At 70.7% G+C, this 21,593-nt stretch carries 20 protein-coding genes; 12 read left to right on the top strand and 8 right to left on the bottom strand.

From position 1 onward, the window contains the following. Positions 1–74: 74 nt before the first annotated feature. The 3 genes from IE311_RS08485 (at position 75) to IE311_RS08495 (ending at position 3,454) form a co-directional block, all read left to right on the top strand. Positions 75–1,511: a gamma-aminobutyraldehyde dehydrogenase gene (locus IE311_RS08485; protein ID WP_189830944.1), complete on the top strand. Its 1,437-nt coding sequence runs from the start codon at positions 75–77 to the stop codon at positions 1,509–1,511. A gap of 139 nt (positions 1,512–1,650) precedes the next feature. After that, the gene (locus IE311_RS08490; RefSeq protein ID WP_189831043.1) at positions 1,651–2,814 is read left to right on the top strand and encodes an ABC transporter substrate-binding protein; all 1,164 of its coding nucleotides are present in this window, start codon (positions 1,651–1,653) and stop codon (positions 2,812–2,814) included. Between the two features lie 97 nt (positions 2,815–2,911). Continuing rightward, on the top strand, positions 2,912–3,454 hold the full coding sequence (locus IE311_RS08495) for a hypothetical protein (protein WP_189830945.1): 543 nt from the start codon (positions 2,912–2,914) through the stop codon (positions 3,452–3,454). A 33-nt stretch (positions 3,455–3,487) separates the two neighbouring features. Here the strand turns inward: IE311_RS08495 and IE311_RS08500 are convergent, their stop codons facing one another. The 6 genes from IE311_RS08500 to IE311_RS08525 all read right to left on the bottom strand — a co-directional run bounded on the left by IE311_RS08500 (position 3,488) and on the right by IE311_RS08525 (position 9,302). Then, positions 3,488–4,675, bottom strand: coding sequence for a serine hydrolase domain-containing protein (locus tag IE311_RS08500; protein ID WP_189830946.1), 1,188 nt, complete (start codon positions 4,673–4,675; stop codon positions 3,488–3,490). Between the two features lie 96 nt (positions 4,676–4,771). After that, on the bottom strand, positions 4,772–5,485 hold the full coding sequence (locus IE311_RS08505; RefSeq protein WP_189830947.1) for a response regulator transcription factor: 714 nt from the start codon (positions 5,483–5,485) through the stop codon (positions 4,772–4,774). Beyond that, entirely contained in the window at positions 5,482–6,666 is a 1,185-nt protein-coding gene (locus IE311_RS08510) for a sensor histidine kinase (RefSeq protein ID WP_189830948.1), read from the bottom strand. Before IE311_RS08510 ends, IE311_RS08505 begins: the two co-directional genes overlap by 4 nt. Beyond that, complete coding sequence (locus tag IE311_RS08515) at positions 6,666–7,451, bottom strand: SAM-dependent methyltransferase (protein ID WP_189830949.1); 786 nt, start codon at positions 7,449–7,451, stop codon at positions 6,666–6,668. The genes IE311_RS08510 and IE311_RS08515 overlap by 1 nt, the downstream gene beginning before the upstream one ends. Continuing rightward, positions 7,448–8,251 (bottom strand): glycerophosphodiester phosphodiesterase, encoded by an 804-nt coding sequence (locus tag IE311_RS08520; RefSeq protein ID WP_189830950.1) that lies wholly within the window; start codon positions 8,249–8,251, stop codon positions 7,448–7,450. Before IE311_RS08520 ends, IE311_RS08515 begins: the two co-directional genes overlap by 4 nt. Before the next feature lie 19 nt (positions 8,252–8,270). Then, positions 8,271–9,302, bottom strand: coding sequence for an adenosine deaminase (locus IE311_RS08525; RefSeq protein ID WP_189830951.1), 1,032 nt, complete (start codon positions 9,300–9,302; stop codon positions 8,271–8,273). Positions 9,303–9,377: 75 nt separating this feature from the next. Between IE311_RS08525 and IE311_RS08530 the strand changes: the two genes are divergently transcribed. Continuing rightward, a complete protein-coding gene (locus IE311_RS08530) occupies positions 9,378–10,079 on the top strand; it encodes a DUF4190 domain-containing protein (protein WP_189830952.1) in 702 nt (233 codons plus the stop codon). A 174-nt stretch (positions 10,080–10,253) separates the two neighbouring features. On the opposite strand, the gene IE311_RS08535 is transcribed toward IE311_RS08530, so the two are convergent. Next, positions 10,254–10,805: an NADAR family protein gene (locus IE311_RS08535; RefSeq protein WP_189830953.1), complete on the bottom strand. Its 552-nt coding sequence runs from the start codon at positions 10,803–10,805 to the stop codon at positions 10,254–10,256. A gap of 175 nt (positions 10,806–10,980) precedes the next feature. Here IE311_RS08535 and IE311_RS08540 point away from each other — a divergent pair, with 175 nt between their 5' ends. The 8 genes from IE311_RS08540 (at position 10,981) to IE311_RS08575 (ending at position 20,814) form a co-directional block, all read left to right on the top strand. Next, positions 10,981–12,495 (top strand): gamma-aminobutyraldehyde dehydrogenase, encoded by a 1,515-nt coding sequence (locus tag IE311_RS08540; protein ID WP_189830954.1) that lies wholly within the window; start codon positions 10,981–10,983, stop codon positions 12,493–12,495. A 50-nt stretch (positions 12,496–12,545) separates the two neighbouring features. Next, on the top strand, positions 12,546–13,793 hold the full coding sequence (locus IE311_RS08545; protein ID WP_189830955.1) for an ABC transporter substrate-binding protein: 1,248 nt from the start codon (positions 12,546–12,548) through the stop codon (positions 13,791–13,793). A gap of 44 nt (positions 13,794–13,837) precedes the next feature. Then, on the top strand, positions 13,838–15,016 hold the full coding sequence (locus tag IE311_RS08550; protein WP_189830956.1) for an ABC transporter ATP-binding protein: 1,179 nt from the start codon (positions 13,838–13,840) through the stop codon (positions 15,014–15,016). Beyond that, positions 15,013–15,945, top strand: coding sequence for an ABC transporter permease (locus IE311_RS08555; protein WP_189830957.1), 933 nt, complete (start codon positions 15,013–15,015; stop codon positions 15,943–15,945). Before IE311_RS08550 ends, IE311_RS08555 begins: the two co-directional genes overlap by 4 nt. Further along, positions 15,945–16,739 (top strand): ABC transporter permease, encoded by a 795-nt coding sequence (locus tag IE311_RS08560; protein WP_189830958.1) that lies wholly within the window; start codon positions 15,945–15,947, stop codon positions 16,737–16,739. Before IE311_RS08555 ends, IE311_RS08560 begins: the two co-directional genes overlap by 1 nt. A 37-nt stretch (positions 16,740–16,776) precedes the next feature. Further along, positions 16,777–18,195, top strand: a complete 1,419-nt coding sequence (locus IE311_RS08565; RefSeq protein WP_189830959.1) for an NAD(P)/FAD-dependent oxidoreductase — start codon at positions 16,777–16,779, stop codon at positions 18,193–18,195. Between the two features lie 145 nt (positions 18,196–18,340). After that, positions 18,341–18,811: a bifunctional DNA primase/polymerase gene (locus IE311_RS08570; RefSeq protein ID WP_189830960.1), complete on the top strand. Its 471-nt coding sequence runs from the start codon at positions 18,341–18,343 to the stop codon at positions 18,809–18,811. A gap of 200 nt (positions 18,812–19,011) precedes the next feature. After that, positions 19,012–20,814 (top strand): chitinase, encoded by a 1,803-nt coding sequence (locus tag IE311_RS08575; RefSeq protein ID WP_189830961.1) that lies wholly within the window; start codon positions 19,012–19,014, stop codon positions 20,812–20,814. On the opposite strand, the gene IE311_RS08580 is transcribed toward IE311_RS08575, so the two are convergent. Further along, the gene (locus tag IE311_RS08580) at positions 20,750–21,514 is read right to left on the bottom strand and encodes a phosphatase PAP2 family protein (RefSeq protein WP_189830962.1); all 765 of its coding nucleotides are present in this window, start codon (positions 21,512–21,514) and stop codon (positions 20,750–20,752) included. The genes IE311_RS08575 and IE311_RS08580 overlap by 65 nt on opposite strands. Between the last annotated feature and the right edge of the window lie 79 nt (positions 21,515–21,593).

A 21,593-nucleotide genomic window follows, 5' to 3' on the forward strand; every position in this document is an offset into this window, starting at 1 on the left:
AGGCTGAGGTGTCTCGCCCATCGGGACGCCGCACAAGGACGTGCGAAGACAGAACGTGACAGGAGGGGTGGCAAGTGACCACCGAGCTGCGCCGGCTGCGTAACTACATCAACGGGGAGTTCCGCGACGCGGCCGACGGCCGCACCATCGACGTGGTCAACCCGGCGACCGGCGAGGTGTACGCCACCTCCCCGCTCTCCGGCCAGGCCGACGTCGACGCCGCCATGGAGGCCGCCGCGGCCGCCTTCCCCGCCTGGCGTGACAGCACGCCGTCCGAGCGCCAGAAGGTACTCCTCAAGATCGCGGACGCCTTCGAGGAGCGCGCCGAGGACCTGATCGCCGCCGAGGTCGAGAACACCGGCAAGCCGGTCGCCCTCACCGCGAGCGAGGAAATCCCGCCGATGGTGGACCAGATCCGCTTCTTCGCGGGTGCCGCCCGGCTGCTCGAAGGCCGTTCGGCCGGCGAGTACATGGAGGGCATGACCTCCATCGTCCGCCGCGAGCCCGTGGGTGTCTGTGCCCAGGTCGCGCCGTGGAACTACCCGATGATGATGGCCGTGTGGAAGTTCGCCCCGGCGCTCGCCGCGGGCAACACCGTCGTCCTCAAGCCCTCGGACACGACCCCCGCGTCGACCGTCCTGATGGCCGAGATCATCGGGCAGATCGTCCCCAAGGGCGTCTTCAACGTCGTCTGCGGCGACCGTGACACCGGCAAGGCGATGGTCGAGCACCCGACCCCCGCCATGGCCTCCATCACCGGTTCCGTCCGCGCCGGCATGCAGGTCGCCGAGTCGGCGGCCAAGGACGTCAAGCGCGTCCACCTGGAGCTGGGCGGCAAGGCTCCCGTCGTGGTCTTCGAGGACACCGACATCGAGAAGGCCGTCGAGGACATCTCCGTCGCGGGCTTCTTCAACGCCGGCCAGGACTGTACGGCCGCCACCCGCGTGCTCGTCCACTCGTCCATCCACGACGAGTTCGTCGCCGCCCTCGCCAAGGCCGCCGCCGCGACCAAGACGGGTCAGCCGGACGACGAGGACGTGCTGTACGGCCCGCTCAACAACGCCAACCAGCTGAAGCAGGTCACCGGCTTCATCGACCGCCTTCCGGCCCACGCCAAGGTCGAGGCCGGCGGCCACCGGGTCGGCGACAAGGGCTACTTCTACGCCCCGACCGTCGTCTCCGGCCTCAACCAGGACGACGAGATCGTCCAGAACGAGGTCTTCGGCCCGGTCATCACCGTCCAGTCCTTCACGGACGAGGCGCAGGCCCTGGAGTACGCGAACGGCGTCGAGTACGCCCTCGCCTCCTCCGTCTGGACCAAGGACCACGCGCGCGCGATGCGCATGTCCAAGGCGCTCGACTTCGGCTGCGTGTGGATCAACACCCACATCCCGCTGGTCGCCGAGATGCCCCACGGCGGCTACAAGAAGTCCGGCTACGGCAAGGACCTCTCCGCCTACGGCTTCGAGGACTACACGCGCATCAAGCACGTCATGACCTCCCTGGGCTAGGCACCGGGAATCCGCCGCGGCCCCGACACCCCGATCGACAGGGTGTCGGGGCCGCGGTCGTTCCGTCGACGGACCGTCCATTGTTCCGCCGTGAGGGTCCCGCGATGCTGCTCGGATGAGAGCGACAGTCAGGAACACCATGTCCCGCCGGTCCCTGCTGCGCGGGATGGGGGGCGTCGGGGCCGGCGCGCTGCTCGCCGGCTGCGGGGTCCCCGCCGCGTACGTCGACGAGGGCGACCGGGCCGGCCGTGACCTCTCCGCCCGGGACCGGACGCTCGACTTCGCCAACTGGCCGCTCTACATCGACACCGACGACGACGACGCCAGGAAGCGCCCCACCCTCGACGCCTTCCGGAAGCGCACCGGGATCTCCGTCCGGTACACCGAGGAGATCAACGACAACGACGAGTTCTTCGGCAAGATCAGCCCGTCCCTGATGAACCACCAGGAGACCGGCCGCGACCTCGTCGTCGTCAGCGACTGGATGGCCGCCCGCTTCGTCCGCCTCGGCTGGGTCCAGGAGATGGACCGCGCCGCCCAGCCGCACGTCGCCGAGCACCTCAACCCGCAGCTGAGGTCCCCCGCCTTCGACCCGGGCCGGCTGCACAGCGTTCCCTGGCAGTCCGGGATCACCGGCATCGCGTACAACCGCAGGAAGCTCGGCCGGGAACTGCGCTCCACCAAGGAGCTGTGGGCCGACGACCTGCGCGGCAGGGTCACGCTGCTCTCCGGGCTCGACGAGTCCTTCGCCCTGCTCATGATGGGCAACGGCGTCGATGTCACCCGGTGGACCGGCGACGACTTCCACGCCCTCTGCGAGCAGGTGGAGGGCCTCGTGAAGAGCCGTCACATCCGCCGCTTCACCGGCAACGACTACATCAAGGACCTGTCCACCGGCGATGTGCTGGCCTGTCAGGCGTACTCCGGCGACGTCATCCAGCTCCAGGCCGACAACCCGGACATCGAGTTCGTCGTGCCCGAGGAGGGTGCCGAACTCTGGGCGGAATCGCTCATGATCCCCAACCTCGCCCACCACAAGAGCAACGCCGAGAAGCTCGTCGACTACTACTACGAGCCCGAGGTCGCCGCCGAGCTCGCCGCCTGGGTCAACTACGTCTGCCCGGTGCCGGCGGCCCAGCAGGTCCTCGCGGACTCCGGCGACGAGGAGCTCGTGGCCCTCGCCGAGGACCCGCTGATCTTCCCGGACGCGGACATGCGCGGACGGCTCGCGATCGCCCGGGACATCACCGCGCGGGAGCGGCAGGACTTCACGAAGAGGTGGAACGCGATCGTCGGTCTCTGAGTCGATCCGGAGGTGACCGCATCACGCGCGAACTCGCCGGCCGGCGACACCGGTACCCAGTTTCTGAACGCGTTCAAGATGGGCGTACGCTGGCCCCATGAGCGACACGAACGGGCCGAGAGCCCTTCTCAAGCGCATCCGCGTCTGGCTGATCGTCTTCGTCGTCTGCCTGGTCCTGAGCGGGGTCACCGCCTTCCCGCTCGTCACCGAACTCCGGCTGCTCGACTCCTCGCTGGAGGGGTGGGCGGCGCCCGTGGCCGAGCTCCTCCCCGGGCTCGCCGAGTGGATCGACCGGGTGCGCGGCGGACTCGAGACCGCCGACGCGCAGTCCCCGTACCTGCTCTACGGCACCGACTGGCTGGCCTTCGCCCATCTCGTCATCGCGGTCGCCTTCTACGGTGTCCACCGCGACCCCGTCCGCAACATCTGGGTCGTGGAGTTCGGCATGATCGCCTGCGCCGGCGTCATCCCGCTCGCCCTGATCTGCGGACCCCTCCGGGGCATCCCCTTCTGGTGGTCGGTCATCGACATGTCCTTCGGGGTGGTCGGGATCCTGCCGCTGCTCCACGTACGCCGGCTGATCAAGCGGCTGGAGGCCGCCACGGCACCGGAGAACGTGCCGGCCGTCCAGGTCGCCTAGGTACGGGCCGGCCGTCCCGCACGTCCAGGCCGCCTAGTACGTGTCGGCCGTCCGGTCCGGGAGGCCGTACGCGGCCACCATGAGCTTCAGCGCGGTCGGGTTCATGTCCTGGCCCTTCGCGTCGGTGGAGTTGACGCTGTAGACGAGGGTGCGCGCACCGTCGCGGGTGGAGGCTATGGCCGCGTTGTACCCCCAGCGGCCGCCGGTCTTGCCCCAGACCTCGCGGCCGCCCAGCCTCTTCATCGACAGGCCCGCGGCGTACGCGGCCGGGTCGCCGGACTTCAGGTCCGCGACCTTCGGCAGGGTGAACATCTCCTCCAGGAGCGGCCCGCGCACCACCCGGCCCGCGAACAGCGCCCGGGTGAACCGCTCCAGGTCGGCCGTGGTCGAGACGAGGTCACCTGCCGCCCAGCCGTCCGTCGCCCGCCACACCGAGACGTCCCGCAGGCCGGTCGTCCCGTCGTCGAGCCGCATGGTCTGGTAGCCGTGGTTGTACGGGCCGACCAGCTCGGCCGCGTCTCCCGGGAGATACGTGTCCCGCAGGCCCAGCGGGCGCAGGATCCGCCGCTCCACCTGGTGCTCGTAGGTGTCGCCCGTCACCCGCTCCACGATCAGACCGGCGATCGTGTAACCGATGTTGAGGTAGTGCTGCTTCGTGCCGGGCCGGAACTCGCGCGGCTTCGCCGTCGCCGAGCGGACCATGGTCTCCGGGCTGTGGACGTCGAAGCGGTGCGCGTACCACTCCTCCACCGTGTCGCCGACGGCGAGGTCGGAGGCCGGGATGCCGTGAGTGTGGTTCAGGAGCTGACGGACGGTCACCGTGGCGTACCGGCCGGGGATCAGCTCCGGCAGATACGAGCGGGCCGTGCGGTCCAGATCGATCCTGCGCTCGGCCGCCAGCTGGAGGACGGTCGCCGCCGTGAAGACCTTCGTCACCGATCCGGCCCGGAAGCGGGCGGCCGGGTCCGCAGGGGCGCCGGTCGTCAGGTCGTGGACACCCGAACTGCCCGACCAGGAACCCTCGGTGCCGCCGACCCGGACGAGCGCGGCCGTGGCGTCGGCCCGGGGGAGCCCGGCGATCACCGCGCTCAGGTCCGGGCTCGCCGGCCGTGCGGTCGCGGCGGCCGCCGGGGGCGTCGCGAAGGCGGGAGTCAGGGCGGGGCCCGCCGCGACCCCCAGAACCAGGGCCGCGGCGAGCAGCGTGCGGGTGGGCTTCCTCATGGTCAACTCCGGTGGTGTGAGCCGTTGTTCTCGATGGCTCCATCCTGCTGACCGGCGACGATCGGCGGATCGCCCGCACCGGCGGTCTTCCGCCGGTCAGTTCCTCGCCGACGCGGGGGAGGAGCCCCGCCCCTCGGCTCCCCCGGGCGGGGGAGAGCCGGCCGCGACCAGTCCCGTCTCGTACGCGCAGATCACCGCCTGGATCCGGTCGCGCAGGCCCAGTTTGGCGAGCACGTTCCCCACATGGGTCTTCACCGTGTGGTCGCTGACCACGAGCTCCGTCGCGATCTCCGCGTTGGACAGACCGCGCGCGAGCAGCAGCAGGGTCTCCCGCTCCCGGCCGGTCAGTACGTCGAGCCGGGGGTCGGGGGCCGTCCTGCGGGGGCCTCCCGCGGTGTACTGCTCCACCAGCCGGCGGGCCACGGACGGGGCGAGCAGCGAGTCGCCCGCCGCCACCACGCGTACCGCGTGCACCAGATCGTCCCGTCGCACGTCCTTGAGGAGGAACGCGCTCGCGCCCGCGTGCAGCGCCTCGTACACATAGGCGTCGGTGTCGAAGGTCGTCAGGATCACCGTCCGGCAGCCGGACTCCGCGCCGATCACCCGGCAGGCCTCGATGCCGTCGGTCCCGGGCATCCGGATGTCGAGCAGCGCCACGTCGGGGGAGTGCCGGCGCACTGCCTCGATCGCCTGCGCCCCGTCCCCGGCCTCCGCCACCACCTCGATGTCCGGCTGTGCGTCCAGGATCATCGCGAAGCCGCTGCGGACCAGTTCCTGGTCGTCCGCGACCACCACTCGGATCGTCGTCATCTCCCCACCTCCGCCGTGGAGGGTACGGGGAGCAGGACCCGCACCTCGAACCCCCGGCCGTCCGGCCCCGGTCCGGCCGTCGCCGTCCCGCCGTGGGCGGCGGCCCGCTCCCGGATGCCCATGAGACCGTGGCCGCCGGACGCGCGTGCGGCCGTCCCCGTCCCCGCCCCCGGCCCGGGGCCGCGTCCGTCGTCCGTCACCGTGATCCGCAGGACGCCGTCCGCGTGGACGAGCCGGACGTCGGCCGCGCGGGCGTCCGCGTGCTTGACGACGTTCGTCAATGCCTCCTGAACGATCCGGTAGACGCCGGCGCCGGTCGCCGTGGGCAGCGCCCGTACCCCGCCCTCCGTCGTGAACGCCACCTTCAGACCGCTGGCGTTCACCCGGCGCACCAGTTCGGGGAGTTCGGAGAGATCCGGCTGCGGCTCGCGGGGCGCCGCACCCTCCGACCCCTCCCGCAGCAGCCCCAGCATCTGCCGCAACTGGGTCATCGCCTCGCGGCCCGTCTCCGAGATCGCCTCGAACGCGGCCTCGGCGCGCTCCGGCGCCGCCCGTACCGCCACCGGACCCGCCTCCGCCTGTACGACCATCAGGCTCACCGCGTGCGACAGGATGTCGTGCATCTCCCGCGCGATCCTGGCCCGTTCGCGGGCGGCCGCCCGCTCGGCCTCCACGAGGTGCGCGCGCTGCCGTGCGTCCTGGAGGCGCCCGAAGACATAGGCGGCGGCGAACACGAAGAGGGAGAAGGTCAGTTCGCGGGCCGACTGGGTGTTGAGCCAGACGGAGGCAGGCACCGCGACGACCAGGAGCCCCGCGGTCGCCAGCCGTTTCCACGGAGGCGAGACCAGCGCGATGGTGTAGACGATGACGAGCCCGGTGTACGGCAGCGGCTGCCCCGGTCCCTCCACCGCCAGTCTGTACAGCGCGCTCGTCGCCAGGATCGCCAGGAGCACGGCGAGCGGCGCGCGCCGCCGCCAGACCAGCGGGAGCACCGTGAGCGTGGTCAGTCCGTACGCGGGCCAGGTCGCCGGTTCGATCTCGGGCGGGCGGGGCACCACGAACGGCATCGTCATCGCCGCCTGTACGAGCAGCGCGATCCCGAGGTCCACGGCCCACGGGTTCGCCGCGCCCCAGGTCCGTGTCCGCTCCCACCGGGCGCGTATCTTCCCCCGTACGTCCATTACGGCTTGTGGCCCACCGCGCCGAACTGCGCCACCACGTGGGTGTCCTCGGTGGCGGACCGCCAGCGGGAGCAGGAGACGACGCCCGGCTCCAGGAGGTCGAGACCCTCGAAGAAGGAGGTGAACTCGGCCCGGCTGCGGGCGGTGATCGGCGGGGTCGCGTTCTCGTTCCAGAAGGCCATCGCGGCCTTGTTGCCCTCGCCGCCGAGCTCCGGCTCCAGGGTGGGGTGGGTCAGCACCAGGAAGCTGCCGGAGGGGACGGCGTCCATCAGGGTCCGCACGATGCTCCGGGCCTCGTCGGTGTCCAGGACGAAGTTGAGGATGCCGAGCATCATCACCGCCACCGGCCGGGAGAGGTCGAGCGTCGCGCCGGCCGCCGCCAGGATCTTCTCCGGGTCGTGCGCGTCGGCGTCCACGTACTCGGTGATCCCCTCCGGCGCGCTGGTCAGGAGCGCGCGGGCGTGGGTGAGGACGATGGGGTCGTTGTCGACGTAGACGATCCGGGCGTCGGGCGCGGACCGCTGGGCCACCTCGTGGGTGTTGTCGGCGGTCGGCAGCCCCGTACCGATGTCCAGGAACTGGCGGACGCCCCGCTCGGCGGCCAGGTGGGTCACGGCGCGGCCGAGGAACGCCCGGTCGGCACGCGCGACTTCGCCGATGCTCGGGTAGAAGCCGGTGACCTGGTCGCCGACCGCCCGGTCCACCGGGTAGTTGTCCTTGCCGCCCAGCCAGTAGTTCCACACCCGGGCGTTGTGGGCGATGTCGGTCCGGATCCGGTCGTTCATGGGCGAGCCTTTCGCAGGACGGCGGCGAGTGCGTCGACCCTGTTCGTGGTGACCGAGTCGACCCCGTTCTTGATCAGCTTACGCATGGTGCGGGAGGTGTCCGCGGTCCAGGCCGAGACGAGCATCCCGTCCCGGTGCACCCGCTCGGTCAGCCCCCGACTCACCAGCCCGAAGCGGTAGTTGAGCCATCGGGGGCGCACCACGTCGAGCAGTACCGGTCGGGGCGGGGCGAGCGAGGTCCAGGTCAGGGCGATCTCGGCGTGCGGGTCGGCGGCGCGGACCTGGAGCATGGCGACCGCCCCGGCGCAGTAGTACACCCGCTCCCCGGCGCCGCACTCGCGGACGGTACGGACGATCGCGCGGACCGAGTTCTCGTCGCCGCCCGGCAGATCCAGCATCAGCCGGTGCTCCCCGGCGGTGAGCAGCGCCTCGCGCAGGGTCGGGACGCCTCCGTACGTCAGCTCGCCGACCTGCTCGTGGGAGAGCGCGGAGAGGGGCCGATCGTGGCCCCAGAGGCGTTTCAGGGTGTCGTCGTGGAGGAGGACGGGCACCCCGTCCTTCGTCAGCCGGACGTCGACCTCGACGGCGTCCGCCCCCCGCTCGATCGCCGAGGCGATCGAGCGGAGTGTGTTCTCGCGGACGCGGTACGGGTCGCCGCGATGGGCCACGACGGTGACGGGGGCCGTGCCGTCGGCGGCTTCCGCGAAGCCGTGCGCGGCGGCTTCGGCGGCTGTCCCGGCGGCGGTTCCGGCGGCGGATTCGGCGCCGGCGAGGGGGTCCATGGCGGAGTCGGAGTCCATGTCCCCATTCTCGCCGTCGTCAGCGGGCGAGCCAGTTGTCGGTGTACGTGTCGATCTCGGCGGCGATCCGGGACTTGCCGGCCGCGTCGAGGAAGGAGGCCTCCACGGCGTTCTTGGCGAGGGCGGCGACACCGCGCTCGTCGAGGTCGAGGAGCCGGGCGGCGACCGCGTACTCGTTGTTGAGGTCCGTGCCGAACATCGGCGGGTCGTCGCTGTTGATCGTGACGAGGACCTCGGCGTCCACCATCTGCCGGAGCGGGTGCTCGTCCAGGGTGGCGACGGCGCGGGTGGCGATGTTGGAGGTCGGGCAGACCTCCAGGGCGATGCGGTGCTCCGCCAGGTGGGCGAGGAGCGCCGGGTCCTGGACCGAACTGGTGCCGTGGCCGATGCGCTCGGCGCCCAGGTCGTTGATCGCGTCCCAGATCGTCTGCGGTCCGGTCGTCTCGCCCGCGTGCGGGACGGAGCGCAGACCGGCCGCGCGCGCCCGGTCGAAGAACGGCTTGAACTGGGGACGCGGCACGCCGATCTCCGGGCCGCCGAGGCCGAAGGAGACCAGGCCGTCGGGGCGCAGCCCGTCGGTGGTGGCGAGGCGGGCGGTCTCCTCCGCGGAGACGAGTCCGGCCTCGCCCGGGATGTCGAAGCACCAGCGCAGGATGGTGCCGAACTCGGCCTCGGCCGACTTGCGGGCGTCCTCGATCGCCGCCATGAAGGCGCGCTCGTCGATGCCGCGGCGGGTCGAGGAGTAGGGAGTGATGGTCAGCTCGGCGTACCGGATGTTCTGCCGGGCCATGTCACGGGCGACCTCGAAGGTCAGCAGCCGGACGTCCTCGGGGGTGCGGACCAGGTCGACGACCGACAGGTAGACGTCGATGAAGTGCGCGAAGTCCGTGAACGAGAAGTAGTCGGTCAGCGCCTCCGGGTCCGTGGGGACCTTGGAGTCGGGGTGCCGGGCCGCGAGCTCGGCGACGATCCGGGGCGAGGCGGAGCCGACGTGGTGGACGTGCAGTTCGGCCTTGGGGAGGCCGGCGATGAAGGGATGGAGATCGGTCATCGGATCATCGTAGGCCGGAAGGATCCCCCTCAGGGGGGAGGCCGTAGCATGGCGGGACCATGATGGGGGAGGCCCATGTCTGACAATCGAGACCAGTCGCGGGACGGGTACGACCCGACGGACCCGTGGGCTCCGCCGAACCGCGACGGGGTGGAACTGAGCAAGCCGGTGACGCCGTCGCCCTCGCCGGTGCACGACCAGCAGACCGTCACGTCCGTGCCGCTCGCCGAGCCCGGCGGCGCGGTGCCGCCGCCACCGGTCGCCCCCGGCGGCCCGGCGGCCACGCCCGGAGCGTACGGCTACCCCGCGGCCGCGGCCCCGTCGGCTTCCGGGTACGGCTACCCGACGGCCGCGACCCCGCAGCCGACGGCCTCCGGGTACGGCTACCCCGGCTACCCGTCGTACGGCGGCGGCTACACCGGCCAGCCCGGCCAGACCGGCTATCCGCAGTCCCCGTCCAACGGCATGGGGACGGCCTCGATGGTGCTCGGCATCATCGCGGTGGCGGGCTTCTGTCTGTACGGCCTGGGGGTCGTCCTCGGCGTCCTGGCGCTGATCTTCGGCATCATCGGCGTGAAGAAGGCGGGCCGGGGCGAGGCGACCAACCGGGGCATGGCCGTCGCGGGCATCGTCCTCGGCTCGATCGGCACCCTGGTGAGCGCCGTCTTCCTGGGCTTCGTCATCTGGGCGATCTCCCAGGACAGCAGCTCCTTCGACGACTCCGGCTACGACGAGGACCCGTTCGCGTCGAGCCTGGTGGTCGAGAGCGGCCGCTGAGCGACACGAGGGCGGCCGCGCACGGGTGGTGACCCGTGGGCCGCGGCCCGTACGAAGGGCCCCGCACCTCTTCAGGTGCGGGGCCCTTCGTGCGGGCCTGCGTAGGGGCCCTGAGCTCGGCGACCCGGGGGCCGGCCCTGCGTGGTGACCCTGTGTGCCGGCCCCGGGTGCCGCTCACTCGCCCCGCAGCAGCCGCTCCCTGGCCTCCATCAGGGCGAAGCCCAGGAGGTTGGCGCCGCGCCAGCGGGCGGGGTCGTGGGCGCGCGGGTCGTCGGCCGCCAGGCCGATCCCCCAGACCCGGTCCAGCGGGCTGGCCTCCACCAGGACGCGGGTGCCGGTGCCCAGGAGATAGCCGCGCAGGGCCTCGTCCGAGGAGAACTTGTGGACGCTGCCCTCGACGACGATCGCGAAGCGCTCCCGGGCCCACACCGTCTCGTCGAAGTTCCGCACCAGCCGGCCGGCCTTCTTGGCCTCGGCCGGTGTACGGGCGGTCAGCGCCGCCCGCTCGGCCTCCGCGTCCCCGAAGAGGCGGGCCTTGGCCGCCATCATCCAGTGCTCCGCCGTCGCGTACGACACGCCGTCGACCACGAACGGGGCCGGCCACCACTGGCTGAGACAGCTCGCCGAGAGACGCCCGTCCGGGTGCGGTCGATGCCCCCAGAAGTGCAGCCACTTCACCGTGTCACCCCTGTTGACCTGCTGTGTCAGGGCCTCGATCTCGCTCATGCATGCGAGTGTGGCATCCGCCACGGACACTCCGTACGGAGATTTTCCGGGCGCCTCGACACATGGTCGACCGATTCCGTCGCGTAACCAAAAGGCAACAACGGAATCACTTGTTGGCCCACTGTCGTCATGTCAGGATCGGCACTCAAATCGAGCTGGAACAACGGAGAGCGTCATGGGCAACCGCTTCCAGGTGACGGACCGCTTCGCGGACGGCGCACAGTACATCGGCGGGCGGCTCCGCGCCGGAACCTCCGGCCAGGAACACAGCGTGATCGACCCGGCGACCGGAAAGAGCGTGTACACCTACACGCTCGCCTCCACCGCCGACGTCGACGAGGCCGTCGCCGCCGCCAAGGCCGCCTTCCCCGGCTGGTCGGGCGCCACCCCGGGCGAGCGCTCCGACGCCCTCCACCGCTTCGCCGGTGTCCTGGCCGAGTGGGCGGAGGACTTCGCGCGCGTCGAGTCCCTCCAGTGCGGCAAGCCGCTCAAGCTCACCACCGAGTTCGACGTACCGGGCACCGTCGACAACGCCGCCTTCTTCGCGGGCGCGGCCCGTCACCTCCAGGGCCAGTCGGCCGGCGAGTACAGCGGCGACCACACCTCGTACGTCCGGCGCGAGCCGATCGGCGTCGTCGGCTCCATCGCCCCCTGGAACTACCCGCTCCAGATGGCCGCCTGGAAGATCCTCCCGGCCGTCGCCGCCGGCAACACGATCGTCCTCAAGCCCGCCGAGCTCACCCCGCTGACCTCCCTGATGTTCGCGCAGGCGGCGAAGGAGGCCGGCATCCCCGACGGTGTCGTCAACATCGTCAACGGCGCCGGGAAGACCGTCGGCGAACACCTCGTCGGTCACCCCGACGTCGTCATGACCTCCTTCACCGGCTCCACCCCCGTCGGCAAGCGGGTCGCCGAGATCGCCACCGCCACCGTGAAGCGCCTCCACCTCGAACTCGGCGGCAAGGCACCCTTCGTCGTCTTCGACGACGCCGACCTGGAGGCCGCCGCCCACGGCGCCGTCGCCGCCTCCCTCATCAACAGCGGCCAGGACTGCACCGCGGCCACCCGCGCCTACATCCAGCGCCCGCTCTTCGACGCCTTCGTCGCGCGCGTCGCCGAGCTGATGGAGACCGTCCGGCTCGGCGACCCCTTCGCGCCGACCACCGACCTCGGCCCGCTGATCAGCCACGCCCAGCGCGACCGGGTCGCCGGTTTCGTCGACCGGGCCCGCGGCTACGCCACCGTCGTCACCGGCGGCGAAGCCCCTGGCGGAGAGCTCGCGGACGGTGCGTACTATCGTCCGACCCTGATCACCGGCGCCGCCCAGGACAGCGAGGTCGTGCAGTCGGAGATCTTCGGCCCGGTGCTGGTGGCCCTGCCCTTCGACAGCGACGACGAGGGCATCCGGCTCGCCAACGACACCCCGTACGGCCTGGCCGCCTCGGCCTGGAGCCGGGACGTCTACCGGGCCAACCGCGCCACCCGCGAGATCAAGGCCGGCTGCGTCTGGGTCAACGACCACATCCCGATCATCAGCGAGATGCCCCACGGCGGCACCAAGGCCTCGGGCTACGGGAAGGACATGTCGGCCTACTCCTTCGAGGAGTACACGCAGGTCAAGCACGTGATGTACGACAACACCGCGGTCGCCGCGAAGGACTGGCACCGCACGATCTTCGGGGACCGATAGTCACTCGCCGCCGGACCGGGCGGCGCAACCATCCCGAAAGGGCACAGCGCATGGAGCAGTACGAGCCCGACAGCCTCTCCGCCGCGCAGACGGCGGCGATACGTCGCAGCCTGACGAGCGGCCGGGGCGCCCTCACCCGCCGTTCGATGCTGCGCGCGGGCGGCGTGGGCGCGCTCACCGTCGGAGGCCTCGCGTCCCTGAGCGCCTGCGGCATCCCGCCGGCCAAGCGGGAGGGCCAGGGGCCCGCCTCCACGGACGTCTCGGCCAAGGAGAAGAGCCTCTCCTTCTCCAACTGGACCGAGTACATGGACGTCAGCGAGGACGAGAAGTCCCGCCCGACCCTGGAGGCGTTCACCAGGCGCACCGGGATCAAGGTCAAGTACACCGAGGACATCAACGACAACGTCGAGTTCTTCGGCAAGGTCAAGCCGCAGCTCGCGGCCGGCCAGGACACCGGTCGTGACCTGATATGCGTCACCGACTGGCTCGCCGCCCGCATCATCCGGCTCGGCTGGGCGCAGAAGCTCGACGCCTCGAACCTCCCCCACGCGTACGCGAACCTCTCCGCCCAGTTCCGCAGCCCCGACTGGGACCCGGGCCGCGCCTACTCGTACCCGTGGACGGGCATATCCACCGTCATCGCGTACAACATCAAGGCGACCGGCGGGAAGAAGGTCGACTCGGTCACCCAGCTCCTGGACGACCCCTCGCTCAAGGGCCGGGTCGGCTTCCTCACCGAGATGCGCGACTCCGTCGGCATGACCCTGCTCGACATGGGCAAGGACCCGGGGAAGTTCACCGACGCCGACTACGACGCGGCGATCGGACGCCTCCAGAAGGGCGTCGACAAGAAGCAGATCCGCCGCTTCACCGGCAACGACTACACCTCCGACCTGGACAAGGGCGACATCGCCGCCTGCCTCGCCTGGGCCGGCGACATCATCCAGCTCCAGGCGGACAACCCGGACATCAGGTTCTCCATCCCGTCCGCCGGCTACATCACCTCCAGCGACAACCTGCTCGTTCCCGCCCAGGCCCGGCACAAGACGAACGCCGAGCGGCTGATCGACCACTACTACGAGCTTCCCGTCGCCGCCCAGCTCGCCGCGTACATCAACTACGTCTGTCCCGTCGACGGGGTGAAGGACGAGCTCGCCAAGATCGACCCCGAGCTCGCGAACAACACGCTGATCCTCCCGGACAAGGCCATGGCCAAGAAGTCGCGCGCCTTCCGCTCGCTCACCAGCGCGGAGGAGACGGCGTACGAGGAGAAGTTCGCCAAGCTCATCGGCGCCTGAGGCCCACGTCGTCCACCTCTCTCACTCCCCCGGGACCACAACCCATGACTGACAAGACCGCTCACACCGGAAAGAACCCTGGCGGAGGCGACGTCCGTCTCACCGGGATCAGCAAGTCCTACGGATCCTTCACCGCCGTCCACCCGCTGGACCTGACCGTCCCGCAGGGCTCCTTCTTCGCCCTCCTCGGCGCCTCCGGCTGCGGCAAGACCACCACCCTGCGGATGATCGCGGGCCTGGAGGACCCCAGCACCGGCACCGTCTTCCTCGGCGACAAGGACGTCACCGACCTCCCGCCGTACAAGCGGCCGGTCAACACCGTCTTCCAGTCCTACGCGCTCTTCCCGCACATGGACATCACCGAGAACATCGCCTTCGGCCTGCGCCGCCGCGGCATCAAGTCGGTGAAGAAGCAGGTCGACGACATGCTGGAGCTCGTCCAGCTCGGCGACAAGGCCCGGCACAAGCCGCACCAGCTCTCCGGCGGCCAGCAGCAGCGCGTCGCCGTGGCCCGCGCCCTCATCAACCACCCGCAGGTGCTGCTCCTCGACGAGCCGCTCGGCGCCCTCGACCTCAAGCTGCGCCGCCAGATGCAGCTGGAGCTCAAGCGGATCCAGACCGAGGTCGGCATCACCTTCGTGCACGTCACCCACGACCAGGAGGAGGCCATGACGATGGCCGACCAGGTCGCGGTGATGAACGGCGGCCGGGTCGAGCAGCTCGGCGCCCCCGCCGACCTGTACGAGAACCCGCAGACCACGTTCGTCGCCAACTTCCTCGGCACCTCCAACCTCATCGAGGCCGAGGTCCTGGAGACGGGCTCCGGAGGCTCGGACGTCCTGGTCACCGCGGGCGGCGGAAAGCTCCGCGTACCCGGCGACCGCTGTACCTCCGCCGTCCGCCAGGGCGGAAAGGTACTCGTGGGCGTCCGCCCCGAGAAGATCTCGCTGACGCACAAGGACGACGCGGGCTCGATAGCCGACGGCCGCAACCGGGTCACCGGCCGGATCGCCGACTCCTCGTTCATCGGTGTCTCCACCCAGTACGTGGTGAACAGCCCGGCCGGGGCCGAACTCCAGGTGTACGAGCAGAACATCGAGCGCGACACCCGGCTGGTCCCCGGCGCCGAGGTGGTCCTGCACTGGAACCCGGCGCACACCTTCGGGCTCGACGCAGCCCAGGACATCGACGCGGGCGTGGAGACGGTGGAGGACGCCGGATGAGCGCCCCGACCCTCACGAAGGAGGAGGCGGCACCGGTCGAGGAACCGGTGCTGCGCAAGCCCTCCACCCGCAAGCGGCTCGTCCCCTACTGGCTGCTGCTGCCCGGCATCATCTGGCTGCTGGTCTTCTTCGCGCTGCCGCTGGTCTACCAGGCCTCGACCTCGGTGCAGACCGGCTCCCTCGAAGCGGGCTTCCAGGTCACCTGGCACTTCCAGACCTACTGGGACGCCTTCCTCGAGTACTGGCCGCAGTTCGTCCGCTCCCTGCTCTACGCCGGGACCGCGACCCTGCTCTGCCTGCTGCTCGGCTACCCGCTCGCCTATCTGATCGCCTTCAAGGCCGGCCGCTGGCGCAACCTGCTCCTCGTCCTCGTCATCGCGCCCTTCTTCACCAGCTTCCTCATCCGGACGCTGGCGTGGAAGACGATCCTCGCGGACGACAGCCTCGTCGTCGACGCGCTGAACGCGCTGCACGTCCTCGACGTGACCAGCTGGATCGGCTGGACCGAGGGCGACCGCGTCCTCGCCACCCCGATGGCGGTCGTCTGCGGTCTCACGTACAACTTCCTGCCCTTCATGATCCTGCCCCTCTACACCTCCCTGGAGAGGATCGACGGCCGGCTCCACGAGGCCGCGCAGGACCTGTACGCCTCCCCGGCGACCACCTTCCGCAAGGTGACCTTCCCGCTGTCGATGCCCGGCGTCGTCTCCGGCACCCTGCTCACCTTCATCCCGGCGAGCGGCGACTACGTCAACGCCGAACTGCTCGGCTCCACCGACACCAAGATGGTCGGCAACGTCATCCAGTCGCAGTTCCTGCGCGTCCTCGACTACCCGACGGCGGCCGCGCTCTCCTTCATCCTCATGGCGATCGTCCTTGCCATGGTCACCGTCTACATCCGCCGTGCCGGAACGGAGGACCTGGTCTGATGCGCTGGATACGACGCAACCTCGTCGTCATCGCGGGCCTGCTGACGCTCGCGTACATGATCCTGCCGAACCTCGTCGTCATGGCGTTCTCCTTCAACAAGCCGAAGGGCCGCTTCAACTACTCCTGGCAGGAGTTCTCCCTCGACGCCTGGAAGGACCCCTGCGGCGTCGCCGACATGTGCGAGTCGCTCTCCCTCTCGCTCCAGCTCGCCGCCTGGGCCACCGTCGGCGCCGTCGTCCTCGGCACGATGATCGCCTTCGCGCTCGTCCGCTACCGCTTCCGGGCGCGCGGTGCGATCAACTCGCTGATCTTCCTGCCGATGGCGATGCCCGAGGTCGTCATGGCCGCCTCCCTGCTCACCCTCTTCCTCAACATGGGGATCGAGCTGGGCTTCTGGACGGTCCTGATCGCCCACATCATGTTCTGTCTGTCGTTCGTCGTGACGGCGGTCAAGGCCCGGGTCATGTCCATGGACCCGCGCCTGGAGGAGGCCGCGCGCGACCTCTACGCGGGCCCGGCGCAGACCTTCCTGCGGGTGACCCTGCCGATCGCCGCGCCCGGCATCGCCGCCGGCGCCCTGCTCGCCTTCGCGCTCTCGTTCGACGACTTCATCATCACCAACTTCAACGCGGGCTCCACCGTCACCTTCCCCATGTTCGTCTGGGGCTCGGCGCAGCGAGGAACCCCCGTTCAGATCAACGTCATCGGCACCGCGATGTTCGCCCTTGCGGTACTGGTGGTCGTAGCCGGGCAAATTATTACGAACCGGCGCAAGAAAACAGCAACAGCCTGAGCGGAAAGCAGCCCAGGCACCGAAGGAGTTGGAAACCATGGCCCCAGTCGCCATGCGTCTCGCTGCACAATCTCTCTCCGACGCCCAGCCCGTCCCCTTCTGGCTGGAAGACCCCGGCAAGCCCGGCGCCCTGCCCGCCCTCACCGGCACCGAGAAGTGCGATCTCCTCGTCGTCGGCGGCGGCTACAGCGGACTGTGGACCGCGCTCCTCGCCAAGGAGCGCGACCCCGCCCGGGATGTCGTACTGATCGAAGGCCGCGAGGTGGGCTGGGCCGCCTCGGGCCGCAACGGAGGCTTCTGCGCCGCCTCCCTCACCCACGGCTTCGGCAACGGGCTCGCCCGCTGGCCGGGCGAGCTGCCGAAGCTGGAGGAGCTCGGCGAGCGCAACCTCGACGCCATCGAGGAGGCGGTCGCCCGCTACTCCCTGGACTGCGACTTCGAGCGCACCGGCGAGATCGACGTGGCCACCGAGCCGTACCAGCTCGACGAACTCCACGAGATGTACGAGGAGATCGACCGGCTCGGTCTCGCGGACGGCCTCGAACTCCTCGACCGGGACGCGGTCCGCTCCGAGGTCGACTCGCCGACCTTCCTCGGCGGCCTCTGGGACCGGCGCGGCGTCGCCATGCTCAACCCCGCCAAGCTGGCCTGGGGCCTGAAGCGGGCCTGCCAGGACCTGGGCGTCCGGATCTTCGAGAACACCCCCGGGCTCGAACTGGTCAACGCCGGCGCCGGCGTGGGCGTACGCACCCCGTACGGCAGGGTCCTCGCCCGTCGGGTCGCGCTCGGCACCAACGTCTTCCCGTCCCTGGTCAAGCGCGTCCGGTCGTACACCGTCCCGGTCTACGACTACGCCCTGATGACCGAGCCGCTCAGCCCCGAGCAGCTGGCCTCCGTCGGCTGGCGGAACCGGCAGGGACTCGGCGACTGCGCCAACCAGTTCCACTACTTCCGGATCACCGCCGACCACCGCATCCTCTGGGGCGGCTACGACGCGATCTACCCCTTCGGCGGCAAGGTCAGCGCCGAGATGGACCACCGCCCGGAGACCTACCTCAAGCTCGCCGAGCAGTTCTTCCACTGCTTCCCGCAGCTGGAGGGGCTGCGCTTCAGCCATGCCTGGGGCGGCGCGATCGACACCTGCTCCCGCTTCTCGGCCTTCTTCGGTACGGCGTACCAGGGCAAGGTGGCGTACGCGGCCGGGTTCACCGGCCTCGGCGTCGGCGCCACCCGCTTCGGCGGGGACGTGATGCTCGACCTGCTGGCGGGGGAGCGCACCGAGCGCACCGACCTGGAGATGGTCCGCCACAAGCCGCTTCCGTTCCCGCCCGAGCCGATCGCCTGGGCCGGTATCGGCATCACCAAGTGGGCGATGGCGCGCGCCGACGAGAACGGCGGCCGCCGCAATCTGTGGCTGAAGGCGATGGACCGGATGGGGCTCGGCTTCGACAGCTGAGACCCCGCAGGCCCGGGATGCGACCCACCAGGCCCATGATGTGACCTACATCACAACCGATCGGTAGTTGAAACCGCGTAAGAGCGGCCGCCCGAATCGCTCTCTCCGTACGGACACCGTGTCCACACGGAAGGAGACCGTTGCGATGACTGGTACGGGGGCCTCGGGCGCCAAGAGCGCGGTGGAGTGGCTGGTTTCGGTCGCACCCGATCCCGACGCCTGCCGGTGGGAGTGGGAGCGCAACCCGCACGGGGTCGCGCTGCTGCCGGCCGGCAGGCGCTGGGACGTCCTGATCCTGCCGGCGGAGCTCGGCTACCCCACGCTCGACGTGCTGACCCGCCTGGTGGACCGGCCGGGCCCGGTCCTCGCCGACTTCGGCGACGCCCGGACGGGCTTCTTCGTCCCGCCGGGCACCGCGACCCGCTGGCTCGGCACCGGGGTGCGCGGCGCGGGCGCCGGGACCTGGATCGTCGTCCCGTACCCGGGCCGGGCGACCGGCGGGGTGCGCTGGCTGGTGGCGCCGGACGGCGTGGGCACCCTCACGGACGCGGCACTCCTGGAGATGGCGATGCACGAGGCGGCGGGACGTATCGGCCGGGCGGGAGGGGGGTCCTAGGGGGTGTCCGGAAAGTCCCGCGTGGCTCGCGACGCCTGGCGCGACTTTCCGGACGCCCCCTAGGGAGGCGTGGTCCGTACGGTGGGCGGACCGGTCCGTCCGCCGTGCGGACGTCATGGGCAGAGGTCTTGACCACTCGATTGGTCTGGACCATGCTGTGGCGCGCTCCCACCTCGATTCCCCCACCCCCGGAGGCAGTTGTGGACCGCGCCAGACCTCTCACCCTGCTCCTCGCGGGCGTCCTAGCCGCCGGAGGGCTCGCCGCGCTCGGCCCCGCGGCCCAGGCCGCCGACGCCGAACTCGCCCGCAACGGCGGCTTCGAGGCCGGCCTCGACGGCTGGACCTGCTCGGCGGGCAGCGGCGCCGCCGTCTCCACGCCGGTCCGCAGCGGCACGAAGGCGCTCCAGGCGACCCCCGCCGGCAGCGACAACGCCCGCTGCTCGCAGACCGTCACCGTCAAGCCCAACTCCTCCTACACGCTGAGCGGTTGGGTCCGCGGCAGTTACGTCTACCTCGGCGCCTCCGGCACCGGCACCACCGACGTCTCCACCTGGACCGGCTCCGCCCCCGACTGGCAGCGGCTCGCCACCACCTTCACCACCGGCGCCTCGACCACCTCGGTCACGATCTACACCCACGGCTGGTACGGCACCCCCGCCTACCAGGCCGACGACCTCTCCCTCTTCGGCCCCGGCGGCGACCCGGTGCAGCTCCCGGCCGTCCCCACCGGCCTCGCGGCGGGCTCCCCGACCTCCACCTCCGTCCCGCTGACCTGGTCCGCCGTCTCCGGCGCCACCTCGTACAACGTCTACCGCGGGACCACCAAGGTCCAGACCGTCAGCGGCACCTCGGCCACCGTCACCGGACTCACCGCCTCCACCGCGTACACCTTCCAGGTCAGCGCCGTGAACAGCGCCGGCGAGTCCGCGAAGTCGGCCACCGTGAGCGCGACGACGACCAGCGGCGGCGGGGGCGGCAACCCCGGACTGCCCGCACACGCCCTCGTCGGCTACCTCCACGCCAGCTTCGCCAACGGCTCCGGCTACACCCGGATGGCCGACGTCCCCGCCTCCTGGGACGTCATCAACCTCGCCTTCGGCGAGCCGACCTCGGTGACCTCGGGCGACATCCGCTTCAGCCTCTGCCCGGCCACCGAATGCCCCAACGTCGAGTCCGTCGCCGACTTCAAGGCCGCGATCAAGGCCAAGCAGGCCGCCGGCAAGAAGGTCCTGATCTCCATCGGCGGCCAGAACGGCCAGGTCCAGCTGTCCACCACGGCCGCCCGTGACACCTTCGTCTCCTCCGTGTCGAAGATCATCGACGAGTACGGCCTCGACGGCCTCGACATCGACTTCGAGGGCCACTCGCTGTCGCTCCAGACCGGCGACAACGACTTCCGGAACCCCACGAGCCCGGTCATCGTCAACCTGATCTCCGCGGTGAAGACGCTCAAGGCCAAGTACGGCCAGAACTTCGTCCTGACGATGGCCCCGGAGACCTTCTTCGTCCAGCTCGGCTACCAGTACTACGGCTCCGGCCCCTGGGGCGGACAGGACCCGCGCGCCGGGGCCTACCTGCCGGTCATCCACGCCCTGCGCGACGACCTCACCCTGCTGCACGTCCAGGACTACAACTCGGGCTCCATCATGGGCCTGGACAACCAGTACCACTCGATGGGCGGCGCGGACTTCCACATCGCCATGACCGACATGCTCCTCACCGGCTTCCCCGTCGCCGGCAACACGGAGCGCTTCTTCCCGGCGCTCCGCGCCGACCAGGTCGCGATCGGCCTCCCGGCCTCCACCCAGGCGGGCAACGGCCACACGGCCCCCGCCGAGGTGAACAAGGCCCTGGACTGCCTGACGAAGAAGGTCAACTGCGGTTCCTACCAGACCCACGGCACCTGGCCCGCCCTGCGCGGCCTGATGACCTGGTCGATCAACTGGGACCGGTACAACCAGTGGCAGTTCTCGAACAACTTCGACGCGTACAACTGGAGCTGACCGCCAGCACCAGCAGCGCGAGGCAGAGACTGGCCAGTACGTCGAGCGGCCAGTGGTAGCCCCGGAGCACAAGTCCGGTCCCCGTCACCGCCGTCAGCACGGCGGCGACGGGGATCAGCCGGTTCGAGACCAGGAAGGCCGCGCCGAAGTAGGCGACGGCGGCCGTGGCCGTGTGGCCCGAGGGGTAGTAGCCGTGCGCCCAGGGCTCCAGCGGGCCGGGGCGGGCCGTCCACTCCTTCAGGGGGATCACCAGGATCGGTACGGCGGCCATGGCGAGGCCCGCGTACAGGGCGGCGGGACGCCGGCCCCGCCACACCGCGTAGACCAGCGCGCAGGCGAGCACCGGAAGGGCGACCGTCATGTTGCCGAGGTCGGAGGCGAGTTCGCTCAGGGGCCGGGGAACCGTGTCCACCAGGGCCCGGGACACCCGCTCGTCGAGCCTGGCCAAGGGGCCGTGGACGAGCACCTGCCAGGTCACGACGACGAGGGCGACGAGCGCCGAGAAGAGAGCCGGCCGCCCTGGAACAGGGGGGGTGGTTCCAGGGCGGCCGAGGGGATCGGGTCGCCGCGCGCCCCGGGGGGTGTGGGGCGGGCGGCCGTCCGATCGGTGAGGAGTCCCGGAGCACGAGGCTCCGGTGGTGTGCGCGACGGCACGGTGTGGGCGGGGCTGGGGAGGCTCCGCCCGGGGTGTTTCTCTCATCTGCAGAAACCGTACGTCAGAGAAGAGGGGACCGACAGCCGGAAACGCATCCCGCCATCGGCCCCCCACAGAGTCTTCA

This window comes from Streptomyces zaomyceticus (assembly GCF_014656215.1).
Lineage (GTDB): Bacteria > Actinomycetota > Actinomycetes > Streptomycetales > Streptomycetaceae > Streptomyces > Streptomyces zaomyceticus.